Origin of the sequence: Ideonella sp. (genome assembly GCF_044358605.1) — a bacterium.
Classification (GTDB): domain Bacteria; phylum Pseudomonadota; class Gammaproteobacteria; order Burkholderiales; family Burkholderiaceae_C; genus Ideonella.
On record NZ_JBIKNQ010000007.1, the window covers coordinates 1 to 17564 of the forward strand.

At 65.2% G+C, this 17564-nt stretch carries 14 protein-coding genes; 12 read left to right on the forward strand and 2 right to left on the reverse strand.

What is annotated here, in order from left to right:
• From ACIQ3Q_RS03920 to ACIQ3Q_RS03965, 10 genes are all read left to right on the forward strand, one after another.
• A partial coding sequence (locus ACIQ3Q_RS03920; protein WP_396267673.1) for a beta strand repeat-containing protein occupies positions 1-2804 on the forward strand: 2804 nt, incomplete at its 5' end.
• A 151-nt stretch (positions 2805-2955) separates the two neighbouring features.
• The gene (locus ACIQ3Q_RS03925; RefSeq protein ID WP_396267674.1) at positions 2956-4725 is read left to right on the forward strand and encodes a peptidase domain-containing ABC transporter; all 1770 of its coding nucleotides are present in this window, start codon (positions 2956-2958) and stop codon (positions 4723-4725) included.
• The gene (locus ACIQ3Q_RS03930; protein WP_396267675.1) at positions 4722-6278 is read left to right on the forward strand and encodes a TolC family protein; all 1557 of its coding nucleotides are present in this window, start codon (positions 4722-4724) and stop codon (positions 6276-6278) included. The genes ACIQ3Q_RS03925 and ACIQ3Q_RS03930 overlap by 4 nt, the downstream gene beginning before the upstream one ends.
• 15 nt (positions 6279-6293) lie before the next feature.
• The gene (locus ACIQ3Q_RS03935) at positions 6294-6947 is read left to right on the forward strand and encodes a hypothetical protein (protein ID WP_396267676.1); all 654 of its coding nucleotides are present in this window, start codon (positions 6294-6296) and stop codon (positions 6945-6947) included.
• Positions 6944-8275 (forward strand): HlyD family type I secretion periplasmic adaptor subunit, encoded by a 1332-nt coding sequence (locus ACIQ3Q_RS03940; RefSeq protein WP_396267677.1) that lies wholly within the window; start codon positions 6944-6946, stop codon positions 8273-8275. The genes ACIQ3Q_RS03935 and ACIQ3Q_RS03940 overlap by 4 nt, the downstream gene beginning before the upstream one ends.
• A complete protein-coding gene (locus ACIQ3Q_RS03945) occupies positions 8272-9597 on the forward strand; it encodes a hypothetical protein (RefSeq protein ID WP_396267678.1) in 1326 nt (441 codons plus the stop codon). Before ACIQ3Q_RS03940 ends, ACIQ3Q_RS03945 begins: the two co-directional genes overlap by 4 nt.
• Entirely contained in the window at positions 9594-10457 is an 864-nt protein-coding gene (locus ACIQ3Q_RS03950) for an HDOD domain-containing protein (RefSeq protein WP_396267679.1), read from the forward strand. The genes ACIQ3Q_RS03945 and ACIQ3Q_RS03950 overlap by 4 nt, the downstream gene beginning before the upstream one ends.
• A gap of 34 nt (positions 10458-10491) precedes the next feature.
• The gene (locus ACIQ3Q_RS03955; RefSeq protein WP_396267680.1) at positions 10492-12129 is read left to right on the forward strand and encodes an EAL domain-containing protein; all 1638 of its coding nucleotides are present in this window, start codon (positions 10492-10494) and stop codon (positions 12127-12129) included.
• A 34-nt stretch (positions 12130-12163) separates the two neighbouring features.
• A complete protein-coding gene (locus ACIQ3Q_RS03960) occupies positions 12164-12955 on the forward strand; it encodes an HDOD domain-containing protein (protein ID WP_396267681.1) in 792 nt (263 codons plus the stop codon).
• A 70-nt stretch (positions 12956-13025) separates the two neighbouring features.
• Positions 13026-13550 (forward strand): type II secretion system protein, encoded by a 525-nt coding sequence (locus ACIQ3Q_RS03965; protein ID WP_396267682.1) that lies wholly within the window; start codon positions 13026-13028, stop codon positions 13548-13550.
• On the opposite strand, the gene rng is transcribed toward ACIQ3Q_RS03965, so the two are convergent.
• Positions 13551-15023, reverse strand: coding sequence for a ribonuclease G (gene rng, locus ACIQ3Q_RS03970; RefSeq protein WP_396267683.1), 1473 nt, complete (start codon positions 15021-15023; stop codon positions 13551-13553).
• A gap of 34 nt (positions 15024-15057) precedes the next feature.
• Positions 15058-15699: a Maf family protein gene (locus tag ACIQ3Q_RS03975; protein WP_396267684.1), complete on the reverse strand. Its 642-nt coding sequence runs from the start codon at positions 15697-15699 to the stop codon at positions 15058-15060.
• A gap of 97 nt (positions 15700-15796) precedes the next feature.
• On the opposite strand from ACIQ3Q_RS03975, the gene ACIQ3Q_RS03980 reads away from it, so the two are divergent.
• Both ACIQ3Q_RS03980 and ACIQ3Q_RS03985 read left to right on the forward strand, forming a co-directional pair.
• Positions 15797-16912, forward strand: a complete 1116-nt coding sequence (locus ACIQ3Q_RS03980; protein ID WP_396267685.1) for a hypothetical protein — start codon at positions 15797-15799, stop codon at positions 16910-16912.
• A gap of 7 nt (positions 16913-16919) precedes the next feature.
• The gene (locus tag ACIQ3Q_RS03985) at positions 16920-17534 is read left to right on the forward strand and encodes an ATP-binding cassette domain-containing protein (protein ID WP_396267686.1); all 615 of its coding nucleotides are present in this window, start codon (positions 16920-16922) and stop codon (positions 17532-17534) included.
• Positions 17535-17564: the final 30 nt, after the last annotated feature.

Below are 17564 nucleotides of genomic sequence, written 5' to 3' on the forward strand. Positions count from 1 at the left end.
TCAGCGGCCTCGCCGGCAACGACACCCTGGACGGCGGGGCCGGTGCCGACACCCTGGCCGGCGGCGCCGGCAATGACACCTATATCGTCGACACCCTGACCGACCAAATTGTTGAGGCCGCTGGGGATGACAGCGACACCGTACAGGCCAGCGTGTCCTTCGTCTTGGCCACCGATCTCGAAAACCTGACCCTGACTGGCAGCGCCAACCTGAGCGGCACGGGCAATGCGGTGCACAACGTGCTCACGGGCAACAGCGGCGCCAACCTGCTCAGCGGCTTGGACGGCAACGACAGCCTGAACGGCGGCGCGGGCAGTGACACCCTGGACGGTGGTGTCGGCAATGACAGCCTGGTGGGTGGCGCGGGCGATGACACCTACATCGTCGACGCCGTCGGCGACAGCCTGGTCGAAGCCGCCAGCGAAGGCAACGACACCGTGCAAGCCAGCGTGAGTTTCACCCTGGGCGCCAACTTTGAAAATTTAGAGCTGCAAGGCTCTGCCAACCTGGATGGTTCGGGCAACAGCGCCGACAACCGCATCAGCGGCAACAGCGGCAAGAACATCCTCAGTGGCGGCAGCGGCGCCGACACCTTGGCCGGCGGCTTGGGCAACGACACCTACGTGGTGGACTCAACGCTGGACGTGATTCAAGAGGCCGAAGGCCAGGGCCAAGACACGGTGCTCAGCAGCGTGGCCTGGGTGCTGGCCGACGGGCTGGAGAACCTCACACTGACGGGCAGCAGCAACATCAACGGCGGCGGCAATGCCGCAGCCAATGTGCTGTTGGGCAATAGCGGCGCCAATGCGCTCAGCGGCGGCGCGGGCGACGACCAACTGGACGGCGGTGCCGGTGCCGACACCCTGACGGGCGGCAGTGGCGACGACAGCTACAGCGTTGACAACGCAGGCGATGTCATCACTGAGTCCACTGGCGAAGGTAACGACAGTGTGCAGAGTTCGGTCAGTTGGGCCTTGGGCGCCAACGTCGAGCATCTGACCCTCACCGGGGCCAGCGCCATTGACGGCACAGGCAATGCCTTGGCCAATCAATTGCTTGGCAATAGTGCCGCCAACACACTGGATGGCGGTGCTGGTGCTGACACCTTGAGTGGTGGCGCGGGTGACGACACCTATGTGGTCGATGACGCGGGCGATGTGGTGCAGGAGGCAGCCTCGCAAGGCCAAGACACGGTCATCGCCTCGATCAGCCTGAGCTTGGTCAATGACGTCGAAAGCCTCACCCTCACCGGCACGGCCAACCTCAACGCTACGGGCAACAGCGCCGCCAATGTGCTGACGGGCAACAGCGGCAACAACACCTTGGACGGCCTAGCCGGTGCGGACACCCTGATCGGTGGTCTGGGCAACGATGTGTACGTGGTGGACAACACGGGCGATGTGGTCACCGAAGCCGCCGCCCAAGGCACCGACACCGTGCAAGCCAGCGTCAGCTATAGCTTGGCTGCCAACGTCGAGAACCTCACCCTGACGGGCGCAGCGGCCATCAACGCGACGGGCAACACCCTGGGCAATGTGCTGATGGGCAACCAGGCCGCGAACACTTTGGACGGCGACAGCGGTGGCGACACCCTGCAAGGCGGGCTGGGCGACGACACCTATGTGGTGCACAGCCTGGCCGATGTCATCACCGAGAACGCCGACGAAGGCACTGACACCGTGCGCAGCAGCCTCAACTGGACGCTGGGAGCCACGCTGGAGAATCTGGTGCTCACCGGCACGTCCAACCTGTCGGGCACCGGCAATGCCGCGACCAACCAGATCACCGGCAACAGCGGCGCCAACCTATTGAGCGGCTTGGCCGGTAACGACACCCTCAGCGCTGGCGCGGGCAACGACACGCTGGACGGTGGCAGCGGCAACGACAGCCTGGTGGGCGGCGCTGGTGATGACCTGTATGTGCTGGATGCTGCTGGCGACAGCGTGCTTGAAGCCGCGAATGAGGGCAACGACACCGTGCAGGCCAGCGTCAGCCACAGCCTAGGCGCGAACGTCGAAAACCTGCAGCTGCAAGGCAACAGCAACCTGGATGGCACGGGCAACAGCGGCAACAACGTGCTGACCGGCAACCGAGGCGATAACCGATTGGACGGCGGCGCCGGAGCAGACACTCTGAGCGGTGGCCTGGGCAATGACACTTATGTGGTGGACAGCGCTGGCGACCAAATCGTCGAAGGCGCAGGCCAAGGCACTGACAGCGTGAAAGCCAGCGTCAGCTGGAACCTGGGCGCCAACTTGGAGAACCTGACCCTGACCGACAATGCCAATCTGCAGGGCCAGGGCAACACGCTGAACAACGTGCTGACCGGCAACAGCGGCAACAACGACCTGGTCGGGGGCGGCGGCGTAGACACCTTGCTCGGTGCAGAGGGCAATGACAGCCTGACCCTGGCCAGTGCAGGCAATATCGGCCAAGTCGATGGTGGCAGCGGTTATGACACCCTGACCCTGCTGACGCCAGAGTCCTCCATCGACCTGTCTGCCTGGGTGGGCCAGGTCAGCAATGTGGAGCAGATCCTGCTGAGCGATGGCACCGGTGCCGACAACGTGACGGTGGACCTCAACGCCCTGCTGGGTCTGACGGATGCCAACCACCACCTGAACATCGAGCTCGATTCGGGTGACAACCTGCTGTTGAACGGCGAGCACGACGACGGCACCGTCAGCGTGGACGGCAATGGCTACACCACCGTGCTCTACCAGGTCTATGCCGACGCCAGCCGCAGCACGGTGGCCAGCACCCTAGAGGTGCATTACCGGCCCGACCCGGGCGGGGGCGCCTGAGACTCCCTTCCCATGTCGAAATGCCCGTGGTTTTGGCCGTAGTTCACACGATGGCCCGATCTCAGCCCTTCTTAGACTGACAGAGCCCCGCTCTGCCCGCTTGCTGCGGGTGGGCGGGCCCTGTTGCTGATGTTGTGCTGATGGAGACCCCATGTTTCAGCCCCTGCTGCTTTTTGTCCGTGCCAACCGTCGCCACCTGCTGGCGATGGCGGTCGCCAGCGCGCTGATCAATGTGTTCTTCTTGGCCATGCCGCTGTTCACCATGTTGGTGTATGACAAGGCCATGGGCAATGCCATCCACGACACCCTTTGGGCCCTGTGCGTCGGCATGGGCCTGCTGCTGGGGCAAGAGCTGTTGCTGCGCCTGGCCCGAGTGCAGGTGGTGGAACATGCGGGCGCGCGCTGGGACATGTTCTTGGACGAACGCCTCTGCCGAGGCCTGCTGCAAGCCCCTCTGACCGAGCGCTTGGCGCCGGGCGAGGTGCTGTCGCGCTATCGCGAGGTGGGCCATGCCCGCGAGGTGCTCGGGTCCAGCATGATGCTGGCCCTGATCGACCTGCCCTTTGCGCTGCTGTTTCTGGGGGTTCTGGTGCTCATCGGCGGGCCGCTGGCCTGGGTGCCTGCGCTCTTTGCGCTGGGGGTTCTGGCCTTGGGCCTGGGCACCCAGGCGCTGGCCACCCGCTGCCAAAAGCCCATGGCCGAAGCCCAAAAACAGCGCTTGACCAGCATCATCGACGTGCTCTCCGCCCGCGAAGGCCTGATGGGCACCGGCGCCCAACGCCACTTCAAGCAGCGCTTTGGGCATGCGGCCAACCAAGCCGCCCGGCACGGCGCCCGTGTGCGCTGGTGGCAGCAGGTCGGGCAGCAAGCCACGCCCATTTGGCTGTCGCTGGCCACCGTGGCCCTGATGGCCTGGGGCGTGCTGCGGGTGGAAGAGCAGGCCTTGTCGGTCGGCGGGCTGATCGCCCTCAACCTGCTGGCCGGTCGCTTCTTGTCGATTGTCGTGGCCATCGCCCCACTGGCCCACCGGGGGCGGGAGTTCCAGCACAGCCTGCTGGCCTTGGCCGATGCCGTCCGCCTGTCCGCCACCCCCCCCGCCACAGAAGTGGCCCCCGCCACCGCGCTGGCCACTGAGGGCTTGCGGCTGGAAAATGTGGCCTTTCGCTATGCCCAGGCCCACCGCCCCACCTTGCAGGGCTTGAGCCTGCATCTGCCGGCCACCGGCCTGGTGGCCGTGCTGGGCAACTCTGGCGCGGGCAAGTCCAGCTTGCTCAAGGTGTTGGCCGGACTGATGGCCCCGCAAGAAGGGCGTTATCAGTTTGCGGGCCAACTCATCAGCAGCGACGCCGACCGCGACTGGCTGCGCCATCACCTGGCCTACAAATCGCAAGACCCCCACTGCCTGCCGGGCACTGTGCGGCAAATCGTCACCGACTGGGCCGACAACGTGGATGATGAGCCTGTGGTCGCCGCCTTGCGCTTGGCGGGCCTGGGGCCCCAACTTGAGCGCAATGAACTAGGCCTGAACACAGCCGTCGGCACCAATGGCGACGGATTGTCGGGGGGGCAGCGCCAAATGCTGGCCTTGGCGGCCGCCTTTTACAGCCCGGCCCCGGTGTTGCTGCTGGATGAGCCCACCTTGGGGCTGGACAGAGCCGCCCAAGCCAGCCTGATGGCCGGGCTGGTGGAGCTTTCCAAACAGCGCTTGGTCTGCGTGAGCACCCACGCCACCGAGCTGATTCGCTTGACACAAAGAGTGTTGGTGTTGGACCAAGGCCGCATCGTGCTTGACGGGCCTCCTGCACTGCTGCTAGAAGCCAAACCGGGCGCAGCCAAAGCGGCTCGCCCTACACCACAGTCACAAACACCGCCGTCACCACCCAAAGCCGTGGTGCACGAGCCCAAGGAGATCCTGCAATGAGGCCCATGCCCTCCACCGTCACGTCCATCCGCTCGCCACTGCCCTTTCGCCGCAGCTGGCTGGCCTTGAGCCTTGCCGCCTTAAGTTCTGCGTCAAGCAGCGCCTGGGACCTGAGCTTTGACATGGGCGACGGCCTGCCCCCTGTGTTCATACAGGCCTTCACACCGGGCGTTCAGGTGGCGGGCATGAGCAGCGGCCGCACCGTCTTGGCCACCCTGGCCGGGGCCCTGGCCAGCGCGGTGCAACCCCAGCGCCCGATCCAGATCCTGCAGCTGTCTGAACTGCTGAAGATCCCCGCGCAACTGCCCTTGGATGGTGTCAGCCAGCCCAGCAAGTCAATGACCCTGGAGCAGGCGATTGCCCTGGGCGTCCAAAACAGCCTGGAGGTGCAGGCCAATGCCGCCCGCGCCGACTCCTTTGCCCACACCAGCCGTGCCGCACGCGGCGCGCTGCTGCCCCACCTGGACGGCCGCGCCGCCGTGGGTCGAGGCCGCCTGGAAAGCGACGCACTCCAGCCACTGACCGACCGCCGCGAAGGCACGCTGACCCTGCGCCAGCCCTTGTTTGATGCGGGGGCCTACCTGGAGTGGCGCCGCCAAGGCCAGCTCTCCGACGCCGCCGCGCGCCAGTTGGACGCAGCCATGAACGACGCCGCGCTGGAGACGGCCTCGGCCTATCTGCAAGCCTTGCAGGCCCGCATGGTGATGGAGCTGAGCCGCGATTACGAACGTCTGCTGCAAGAGCTGCTGGATCACATCACCGCCCGCGCAGCTGGTGGTGGCGCCAGCGTGGCCGAGCGCGACCGCGTGCGTGCCCGTGCCGCCAATGCCCGGGCCCAGATTGCCGACAGCCGGGCCAACCTGAGCGCAGCCCTGCGCAACCTCAGCACGCTGACGGGCGTCAGCCCTGATGCGCTGGAGCTGAACATTGCCGCAAGCTTGGGGGCCCCCTCCACGTTGGACATGGCGGTGGACCGCGCCAACCAAGCCAACCCTGAACTGCTGGCGGCGCGCTTGGAAACGGACGCCGCCAAGCTCGAAACCCAGTCGCTCTACGGCCGCTTCTTGCCCCGCGTGGACCTGGAACTGAGCCACACCCGCAATGTGAACGGCTCGGGCACGCTGAGCTACCAACGTGACTCCAAGGCCATGGTGGTAGTGAATTGGTCGCTGCTCAATGGCTCGGCCGACTACTACCAGAGCCGTGCGGCCCAGGCGCGCCAGCAAGAAAAGCTGGCTCGGGCCAGTGATGTGCAGCGCAAGCTGCGTCAACAGTTTGACGGGGCCTATGCCAGCTTGGACGCGATTGCCGAACGCATTGGCGCGCTGCGTGAAGAGGTCGGCGCCAACACCTCGGTGGTGGAGGCCTTTCGCTCGCAACTGGGCGTGGGCAACCGCTCGCTGCTGGACGTGCTGGACGCCTGCCAGCGCCTGCACCAAAGCCGCCTGGATGTGGCCGGCCTGATGATGAGCGAGTTGCAAAACCACCTGAAGGTGGCCCACCTCACCGGACGACTGGCCGACAACACGCCAGACGCCCCCACCCAGCCCTGAGGAGCCGCACACACCATGGAATCGGGAAAAGGCGGCGGCAACTCCTACTGGCCAGGGTATGTGGACGCCCTGACCAATGTGATCATCGCCATGATCTTTGTGGTGGTGGTGCTGGCCATTGCGCTGTCTTTTGCAGCTCAGTTGATGGGCAAGCGTGTGGCCGACAAGATGATCAGTGAATACAAAGCGGCGGCTGCGGCTTCCGCAGCGTCCGCCGCAGCCGCGGGCCCCCAAGCCCAGGTCGCGGCCGCCTCGCCCGAAGTGCCCCCCGTACCAGAGTCCAAGCTCTTGGGCCGCACGGTCATCAATGTCAAGGGCAACGAGGCCGCCTCAGCCGCCAAGAGCCCGCAAGTCACACCGGCTCGCAATGTGCTGCAACTCAAGTACGTGCCCGGGGCCATCACTTTGGACGAAGCCGCCATCAAGGCTTTGGGCGAGGCCGTCAAAGCCCTGCCCGAATCTGCCCGCGACAAGCCTGTGGTGCTGGTGGCCACCGGCCCCTCTATGGTGCTCAGCGACAACCAACGCAATGCCTTCATGCGGCTGATGGACGTGCGCAACGCCCTGATTGCGCAGGGCTATCCGGCCACCAGCATCACCACCCGCATTGATGCCAACAGCGACGCCGCCGTGCCCATGGTCAGCGTTGCCTTCACGGAGAGCCCATGAGCGCCATCGCCACCGCCCAGCCCAGCGCCCTGGACGCCCTGTGCCGCCACTTTGAGCAAAGCCTGGGCCAGCACCGCCGCTTGCAGGTCTCGCGCAGCTTGATTTGGGGCGTGGCCCTCAGCACCGTGGCCCTCGGCGTGTGGATGGCCGTGGCCGAGGTCGACCGCGTCGTTCACACCCAGGGCCGCATCATTCCCTCGGGCAAGCAACAACTGGTGCAGCACTTGGAGGGCGGCATCGTCTCTAAGGTCTTTGTGAAAGAAGGCGACACGGTGCAGGCTGGTCAAAGCTTGATCGCCGTCTCTGACCTGCTGGCCAATTCCTCGCGCGGTGAAAAGCGCGCCCACCTGGAGGGCTTGCTGGCCCGCGCTGCCCGCCTGCAAGCCGAGGCCGAAGGCACGCGCTTTGCCGCGCCGACGGGGGTGGACGCCAACTCCCCCGCCATGAGCAATGAGCTGGACGCCTTCACGGCCCGGCAGGCCAAGCTGTCGCAAACACTGCGCGTGTTGGACGAGCAGATCACCCAGCGCCGCCAAGAGTTGGTCGAGCATGAGGTGCGCGCCAAGGGCTTGACGGGCGAGTTGGATGTGGCCCGACAACAGCTGAGCTTGGTGACGGCCATGCATGCCAAGAACGCCGCCTCGCAACTGGAGCTGTTGGAGGCCAAAGCCAAGCACGAGCGCCTCAGCACCCAGATCCGCGAGGCCGAAGCCGCCCTGCCCCGCCTGCGCGCCGGGGCCCAAGAGTTGCAAGCCCGCCATGCCGAGGTGGCAGCACAGTTCCGTAGCGAGGCCCGCAGCGGACTCTCCGACACCCGCATCGAGCTGGAGCGTTTGCAGCAAGAGCTGGGCGCCGAGGACGACCGGGTGCGCCGCACCGTCATCAACGCTCCCATGTCGGGCACCGTCAACAAGGTCTTCTTCAACACCGTGGGCGGGGTGGTCAAACCCGGTGACACCTTGATGGAGCTGACCCCCTCACAAAGCAATGTGGTGATCGAGGCCCGTGTCTCGCCCTCCGAGCGCGGCGCCATGCAAGTGGGCCAGCGCACGGTGGTCAAGGTGGCTGCCTTTGACTACACCACCTACGGCACCTTGGAGGGCAAGGTCACCGAGATCAGTGCCGACTCGCTGCCCGACGAGCGCGGTGAGCGCTACTTCCGCGTGGGCATCGACGTAGACCCCGCCAGTGCCCAACAGTTTGGCCAGGCCTTGACACCGGGCATGACGGTGATGGCTGATGCCGTCACCGGCCAGCGCACCGTCTTGCAGTATCTACTTTCGCCGATTCGGGGCTTGAACAGCACCGCCTTCAGGGACCGCAAATGATGGAACTCTCCACTTCCCCCAAGCCTGTGGTGGCTGCCGACAAAGGCAGTTTGAGCCGCGTCTACGCGGTGATGATTTGGTCGCCGATGTTGGCGGTGGTGGCCGGGGCGGCGGCGTTCTGGCACTTTGTGAGCTTTGCCTTCGTCTCCAACCCGGCGCTCAACGGCTTGATCTTTGCCGTCATGCTCTGGGGGGCCGTGACCATGCTCTTGCATGTGCGCGAAACCTACAAGGAAGACCGCGTCTTCTTCTCGGGGGTGGACTGGCTCAAGCGCGGCGTCTGGAGCGATGAGCCCCCGCCGCGACTGGGCCCCAAGGCCTATGTGCAGGGCATGCTGGAGCGGCTGGAAAAGCTGGGCTTGGGCCACCAGGTCTATGTGCAAAGTGCGGCCATGGAGCCTGAGCTGGAAGCCTTGGGCCACCACTTTGAAAAGAAGCAAGAGCTGTCGCAGTTTTTGGTGGGCTTGATGGTGGGCTTGGGCCTGTTGGGCACCTTCATCGGCCTGCTTGAAACCCTGATCGCCACTTCCGGCCTGATCGCCACCATTGCCAACGGCGTGGGCGGCTCGGGCGGCGGCGGTGGCATGGAAAGCGAGTTTGCCCGCATTGTGGGCGGCCTGCAAAAGCCGCTGGAGGCCATGGGCACGGCCTTCTCGGCGTCGATGTTCGGCTTGGTGGGCTCCATCATGCTGGGCTTCCAGATGATTGTGGTGCGCAAGACCGAGGCCGCCTTGATCGACAACATCCGTGAAGAGGTGCTGTCCCTGGCCGAGAAAACCAAGGTCAATGCCAATGTTGAGATCACCGAACGCTTTTTGGCCAACCTGCTGGCCGACGTGATGGAGCAGCACCGCAAGTCCGAAGAAAGCATGCTGCTGATCACCGACAAACTCACCGCCCTGTTGCCGCGCATTGAACAGGCCTCCGAGGTCAACAGCACCCTGGCGCGGGCCATGCTGAAGCAAGTGGAGGCTGCCGACAAAACCAGCGCCGTCTTGAGCCAGTTCACCCAGGCCGTGCCGCTGATGGCCCAAGTCGCCCAAGCCTCGCAAGCCGTGCATGCTGAAGTGCTTCAAACCCGCACCATGTTGGACGATATGGCGGCGCACCTGCCCGGCCAAGAAGACCTGAGCGCCAAGCTCTCGCTCAACCTGCGCGCCGTGCAAGAGATGGCGGCCAACTTGGGCAAGTCGCAATCTGCGCTGCGCGACCTGACCACCGAGGTTCGCCTGCAAGGTGACGTGGCCAAACGCCTGGACGCCACGCTCTGGAACTCTGAGAAGAACGCTCTCAAAACCATGCTGGACAAAGCCACATCATGACTGTCACCATTGCCAACCCCAACGCCACGCCCCTGGGCTTTATTGACGATGTGCTGACCGGGCGCATCACGCTGCCCATGGTGCCCCGGGTGGTGGAGCAGGTGCTACAAAGCTTGCGCCGCGACGACTTCAGCACCCATGATGTGGCCGAGCAAATTGCCCAAGACCCGGTGCTCTCTTCGCGGGTGCTGCGCTTGGCCAACTCGGGCTACTACGCTCGGGGACGACAGCTGAGCTCGATCGCCGAGGCCATCTCCATCATCGGGGTCAAAGCCTTGCAGACCTTGGTGGCCGTCAGCGGCTCCATGGCCGCCTTTGTGGACACGCCCGGGGTCAACCTGCGGCACTTTTGGCTGCGCGCTGTGATCACCGGCAATGCAGCCCGCCAATTGGCCGCGCGCAGTGGCAACAATCCCGATGCGGCCTATAGCGGCGGCCTGCTGCAAGGCATTGGCCACCTGATCTTGTGCCAATGCCACCCTGACAAAGCCCGCCAAGGCTTCTCGCCCTTTGTGAACGAGTGGGGCCTGAAGCTCGCCGCCCGTGAGGTCAGCGTATTTGGCATTGCCCACCCCGAGATCAGCGCCCTGTGGGTGGACAACCTGGGCATGCCCCAACTGGTGGCCGACGCCGTGCTGACCTCGCTCTACCCCGTTGAAGTGGCCGCCCCACCACTGGCGCGCATTTTGCGGCTGGCCTGCATCGTGGCCGACGCCGTGGCCGAAGGCCGCAGCCTGGACACGGCCCTGGCCGAGCTGGAGCCCAGCTTGGTGGACCAACTCGGTTTGAACGACTACGTCGGCAGCGAAGAGTTCTCCACCGACTTTGCCGAGCTGCAAACCCTGCCCGGCCCGCTATGAGCTCCCGCCGCACCTCACTGCCCAGGAGGCCTTCATGTCTGTGATCCGCTGGTCTTACGCCTGGGTCGTGCTGATGGCTGCGCTGTGCATGTCGGCCAATGCCCTCTGGTGCTTGTGGAGCCCGCATGACGACCGACTGGTGCTGCTGGGCGGTGTGCTGGCCATCGTGGCGGTATGCGGCGCGCTGACGGTGGGCGGGCTGATGCTGCTGGTGAGCCAAGCCAAGGCGCCGCTGCGGTCTTTCAAGACCCAGATCCGGGCGCTGAGTGACCGCCAGTTCATCGAGCTGCAAGAGCCCAAAGTCATCGAGTGGGTCACGCTTTCCAAAGCGCTGAATGTGATGGTGGCGCGGGTACAGATGATGTTGAGCGAGCGCGATGATGAGGTTGAGCGCATGAAGCGCAAAGCCGGCCAAGACGCCCTGACTCAGCTGGCCTCGCGCCAGCGCCTGATGGAAGTGATGGCCCAGGCAGTGCGCCATGAAGGCCCCGGCGGCGCTGTGGCCATCTTCCGACTGCAAGACCTGGACGGGCTGAACAAGCGCCTGGGTCGGCAACGCGCCGATGACCTGCTGGTGGCCGTGGCCACGGCGCTCAATGCCCGACTGCTGCTGGACAAGCAAGCCGCCGAAAGTGCCGTGCTGGCCCGGCTCAATGGCTCCGAATTTGGCCTGCTCTTGCCGGCCTATAGCGTAGAGCCCCTGGCGCATTTGCTGACCGCCATGTCCAACACCATGGCCCAGTTGAGCATTGATGGCTTGGCCGACATGCCCTTGGTGGTGCGCATTGGGGCCACCCTGTTTCGGGCGGGCGAAGAAACCTCTGACGTGTTGTTGCGGTCTGATGCCGCCGTCAGCCGGGCCGAGTTTGAACAAAAGGCCATGGTCATCAGCGAGCCTTCTCCCAAGCACCAAACCTTGGCCGTGGCGCAGTGGCGAGTGATCATTGAGTCGGCCTTGGACAACGGCCACCTGAGCCATGTGTTTTACCCAGTCACCAATCGTGAAGGTCAGGTCTTGCACCAAGAGGCCTTTTTGCGCCTCAAAGAGCCGCATGGCGTGGTGTATGAGGCGGGCGAGTTCTTGCCCCCTGCGGTGCGTTGTGGCCGCTCGATGGAATTGGATTTGCGCGCTGTGGCCTTGGGCTTGGCCCACATTGCCCAGCAGGGTCAGCCTGTGGCGGTGAACTGTGCGTTGCAATCCACGCAGCACCCCATGTTCATGCGCCGCCTGGACGAGATCCTGACCCAGCACGCCGCTCAAGCCCCCCTGCTGTGGGTGGAGGTACGCGACCCCGACGTAGCCGCCGTGGCCCTGCCCAGCCTGATGGGCCTGGGCCAACTGCTGCAGCGCCACGGCTGCCAGTTTGGTTTGGACAATATGGGCTGGTCCTATTCGCTGCGCCAAGCCATCAGCATTGAAGGCCTGCAGTACATCAAGCTGGCCTCCGACCTCTGCCGCGCCGCCTGCCAAAGCGTGCGCGCCCGCAGCCTGGTGGAAGTGATGGTGGCCTGGGCCAAACGCAGCCAGTGCGTGCTGGTCGCTTGCGGCCTTGAGGACGAGGCCCAACTCCAGGCACTGCAAGCCCTGGGCCTGCAGTACTTCAGCGGGCAAGCGGCCACCGAACTCAGCCAAGCCACTGCGCGTGCGGTGGCCGAGACCGCCGAGGCTTGACCTCCCCCTTCCACGGGCCCCCAAGGATGTTCAGGTGACCGCCTTCTTTGCGCAACTGCTGTCGGGCGACGTTCAACTGCCCACCATGCCCCGGGTGATCCGAGAGCTGTTGCAAGCGCTGCGCGACGAGAGCGCCAGCGTGTCGCAGGTGGCCGCCCAGGTGGCGCTGGACCCGGTGTTGACCTCGCGCGTTTTGCAGATGGCCAATTCGGCGCATTACGCCAGTGAGCGGCCACTGGCCTCGGTGCGAGACGCTGTGGCCGTGATGGGCCTGCGGGCCTTGGAGGGCGTGCTGCTGCTGCATGGCTCGGTGGGGGCCTTTGGCAACATCAAAGGCGTGGACCTGCCCGCCTTTTGGCGCCGTGCCGTCGTCACTGGCACCTGTGCACGGCAATGGGCCCGGCGCTGGGGTGCACCGGAAGACCAGGCCCAAAGCGCCGGCTTGTTGCAAGGCATGGGCCACATCATCTTGTGCCATTGCCTGCCCGAGCAAGCCCACCGCGCCTTTGGTGCCATGTCTAGCCAAATGGCCCTGTGCAGCAGCCAAGAGATGGCGCAGCGCGAACTCGACGCCTTTGGCGTGGCCCATCCTGAGGTCTCGGCGTGGTGGGCGGCGGAGATCGGCCTGCCCGACAGCGCGGTAGAGGCCATTGAGCATTCACTGCAGGCCCCCGACATGAAGGCCCCGGCCTTGACCCGCGCTCTGATGGCTGCTTGCCTGATGAACACCTTGTTGGAACGCGGTGTGACTGCCGATCAAGCCATGGTGGAGGTCGAGCAACTGTTTGCAGGTGAGACCCAGGAAGCGCCAGACCTGAGCGACTGAGGCCCATCGCACAGTGCGGACTCAAGTCTGACGGCCGTGTACCGAAAGCCATAGAGCCACGGGTATCTACATGTCCCTCAACCGCCTGCACGTTCACCGCCCACCTTCAAAGGGCTTCACCCTGATCGAGCTGATCACCGTGATCGTGATCCTCGGTGTGCTGGCCGCTACCGCCTTGCCCAAGTTCCTGAACTTCGGCAAAGAGGCGCGCGAGGCCGCCTTGCAGGGTTTGGCGGGAAGCCTCAGATCAGCCGCCAACTTGGGCCGCGCGAAGTGTGCGTTGGCAGTGAGCACTTGCAGCCTCACCGCTGGCGCCGGCAGCTTGCCCAATTACATCGATGGCGGCACCACCGTCTGGACCCACTATGGATGGCCCACGGCCATGGGGCGAATATTTGTGGACAACTGGGCAGGGTCCATCGACAACCTGATCAACCGGTCGGCGGAGTTTGAACGCATGCCCCATGTGCCGGGTAGTTGGGCGGGTGTCTACCAATTCAAAGGGGCACCAACCCCGGCCAATTGCAAGGTGACCTACCAGATGAATGGCACCTCAGACGCGCTCACCGTCGTGGTGGACAGCAGCGGTTGCTGATCACAGCAGCACGATGTCGTACTGCTCCGGGTTCATGCTGGGCTCGGCCGACAGCGAAATAGGCTTGCCGATGAAGGCGGAGAGATCGGCCAGGTGGGCGCTTTCTTCGTCCAGCAGCATCTCCACCACGGCGGGGCTGGCCACGACGCGGAAGTCTTTGGGGTCGAACTGCCGGGCCTCGCGCAGGATCTCTCGCAGGATGTCATAGCACACGCTGCGGGCTGTTTTGACTTGGCCACGGCCTTGGCAAGTGGGGCAGGGTTGGCACAGCATGTGGGCCAAAGACTCGCGCGTGCGCTTGCGCGTCATCTCCACCAAACCGAGCTGCGTGAAGCCACTGACGGTGGTGCGGGTGCGGTCGCGCGAGAGCTGTTTGCGGAACTCAGCCAGCACGGCGTGTTGGTGTTCTTCGCGCACCATGTCGATGAAGTCGGCAATGATGATGCCGCCCAGGTTGCGCAAGCGCAGTTGGCGGGCAATGGCGAGTGCGGCTTCGAGGTTGGTCTTGAAGATGGTGTCGTCAAAGTTGCGCGCACCCACGTAGCCGCCGGTGTTCACATCAATGGTGGTCAGGGCCTCGGTCTGGTCGATGATGAGGTAGCCGCCTGACTTCAAATCAACCCGGCGCGCCAAGGCGCGGGCGATTTCTTCTTCCACGCCATAGAGGTCAAAGATGGGCCGCTCGCCCTTGTAGTGCTCCAGCCGGGCAATCGAGGTGGGGGTGTAGGCCTCACCAAAGGCAGTCAACTGGTCGAACTGCATTTTGGAGTCGACGCGGATGTGCTGGGTTTGCTCATTGGCCAGGTCTCGCAGCACGCGCTCGGCCAGCGAGAGGTCTTGGTGCAGCAAGGTGCCAGCGGGTTGCTTCAGCCCGCCTTGTTTGATGCGGGCCCAGGTGCGGCGCAGGTAGGCAATGTCATCGGCCAGTTCTTGGTCGCTGGCTTCTTCGGCATTGGTGCGCAAGATAAAGCCACCGCCGCCGCCGTCTTCGGGCTTGCCCACCAGGGCTTGCATGCGGGCGCGCAGTTGCTCGCGGGCCTCGGGCGAGCCGATTTTTTGCGAGATGCCGATGTGGTTGTCTTGCGGCAAGAACACCAGCATGCGCCCGGCAATGCTGACCTGGGTAGAGAGCCGCGCGCCCTTGGTGCCTATCGGGTCTTTGATGACCTGCACCATCAGGGTCTGGCCTTCAAAGACCTGCTTCTCAATGGGTACCAGGGTTTGGCTCTCGCCGCGCACGCCGTGCGGTGTGGTGTGCAGGTCGGCCACATGCAAGAAGGCTGCGCGTTCTAGGCCAATGTCGATGAAGGCGCTTTGCATGCCGGGCAGCACCCGAGCCACCTTGCCCAAGTAGACATTGCCCACCAAGCCGCGCTCTAAGGTGCGTTCGATGTGCAGCTCTTGCACGGCCCCGTTTTCAATGATGGCGACGCGGGTCTCTTGAGGAGCCCAGTTGATCAGAATGTCGTGCATAGGTGCGCAGTGTTGCCAGTACCACTGCCTGCACTCATGTTGGCGTTAGGGCCATGCGCACACGTGCTTGCCGCAGCAGTTGGGTGGTCTCGTGGAGGGGCAAACCCATGATACCGGAGTAGCTGCCCTTGATCTGGGCGATCCACCCCCCAAAGGCGCTCTGCACCGCATAGGCGCCGGCCTTGCCAAAGGGCTCGCCGCTGGCCACATAGGCGGCAATGACCTCGGGCGGCAGCAGCGCCACCTGCACGGCAGAGCGCGACAGCGCCACGCGGGTGCGGCGCCCGTCGTAAACGGCCACCGCCGTCAGCACTTGGTGGGTGCGGCCCGACAAGGCCTCCAGCGTCTGGCGTGCCTGTTCGGCATCGGCGGGCTTGCCCAAGATGCGGGCGCCCAGCGCCACCGTGGTGTCCGAGCACAGCACCGGGGCCTGGGGCCAGCCCCGGCGCGCCAGGCGCTCGCGGGCCGCCAGCAGCTTGGCGCGGGTCACCCGCAACACATAGTCCTCGGGCGGCTCGCCGGGCTGCTCGGCCTCTAGGCGCTCGGCATCTTCGTTGTCGTCGGGCAGCAGCAGCTCATGGGCCACGCCCAATTGATCCAGCAGTTGCGCACGGCGCGGGCTTTGAGAGGCGAGGTAGAGATAGGGGTGCAGGCTCATGGCGGGTGCATTGTGCATGGCACACGCCCCTCATGTCGTTGAAAGCGCAGTTCAACCGATAGAGCGCCCAGCCGTGGCGGGCACGCGTTGAAATGGCAGACTCACATCTGGCCCGATGACCGACCTACCTCGCCTCTCCTACCCCGCCATGCGCACCCTGGCCGTGCGCGCTGCCCTGCGCTCGGCCTTGCTGCGCTGGGGCGCCTGGGTGTTGATGGCGCTGGGCTTGCTGGCCGCCGTGGGCAACACGCCTGAGGTGGCGCTGGCCGGGGTCGCCAGCCTGTTGGCCCCCCTGTGGTGGGCATCTGGGCAAGGCGGCTGGCGGGGCACTTTGCAATGGGCGGGTGTCAGCCTGCTGTATGCGCTGCTGGGCATGGCTTGGTTGCGGGCCTGGCGGCCTGCGCTGTGGCCGGCACATTGGCGCGATGTGGAAGCCACCTTGCCGCTGCCCGCCGCTGTGCTGCGCCGCAGCGACCAAGCCGTACTGCGCTGGGTGCTGGCGCCCTGGGCCGCGCTGCTGTGCACGGCCTGGGGCTTGCTGCTGTGGTGGCAGCCCGGCCCGGTGTGGGCCCAAGCCAGCCGAGCCGCCGTGGGTTTGCTTGCGGCACTGGGCACGAGCCTGCTGGTCGGCCAATGGGGCTTGAGCCGCTGGCGACACCCCACCGCGCCCAGGTGGAAAGGGGCTTGCAACGCACGCAGCGAGCGGCCTGCTTGGCGGCGCGTTCACCCCGTGTGGGCGTTGGTGCTGGCGCCGGTGTGGCGCGGCCAAGCGCCACAGAGCCGGTGGGTTTTGAGCACAGGCTTGCTGATGCCTGCGTTGGCGCTGGTGGCTCTGTGCGTAACGCATCGCTGGATCACCGCCTGGCTGTGCGCAGCCACCACCGTCGCACTCATTGGCACCAGCTTGGCGGTGCAACGCCTACAACGCGAAGGCGCCCGCCTGCAAGCCGCCAGCCTTCACCTGCCCTTGCCCCAAAGCCATCTGCAAGGCTGGCAACGCGCCCTGGCTTTGGGCCCTGTGCTGGGCTTGGTGCTGGGCTTGGCGGTGACCCTGTCGCTGTGTGCTCTACCGCTTCACCCATTGCCCACACTGGGCTTGGCCCTGAGCTTGGCCTGCGCTGGGGGCTTGGAAACCCACTGGCCGGTGAGAAAACCCGACCACCACGCCAGCCGCTGGCTCTTGATGCTGTGCATCTGCCTGGCATTTGCGAGCGAAATCAACCCTGCTTGAGACCCCCATGCCCACGCCTGTCTTGAACGTTACCCACTTGGTGTTTGGCTATGCCCATCGCCTCTTGTTTGCAGACTGGTCTTGCAGCTTTGAGCCTGGGCTGACCTGGGTGCAGGGTCCGAACGGCTGTGGCAAGTCCACCTTGCTGCGCCTGATGGGCGGGGCGCTGGCGCCACTCAAGGGCACGTTGAGTCTCTCGGGCTGCGACGCACAGAACGATCCGCTGGCCTACCGTCAGCAGGTGCTGTGGCTGGGGCCGGACCGCATTGCTTTTGACCACCTCACACCCTTGGAGTACGCCGGTTTCATGGCCGGGCTCTATCCAGGCTTTGACCGCCACGCCTTCGAGCAGCACTGGCAGGCCTTTGCGCTCGCGCCCCACCAGCATCAGCGCATTGCGGCACTCTCCACCGGCACCCAGCGCAAGCTGGCTTTGGCGGTGGCTCTGGCGGCCCAAACCCTAGCGCTGCTGCTGGATGAGCCTTTGTCAGGCTTGGACGCCGCTGCGCTCATCCACGCACAGCAGGTCTTGGCCGAGCGCGCGCAGTCTGCGAAGGGGGTCACGGTGGTGGCCAGCCATGAGGCGCTGCACGCGACCGAGGCCCGTGTGCTGAGCTTGTGAAGGTGTGCGGGGGCGGCTGAGCAGCCCGGC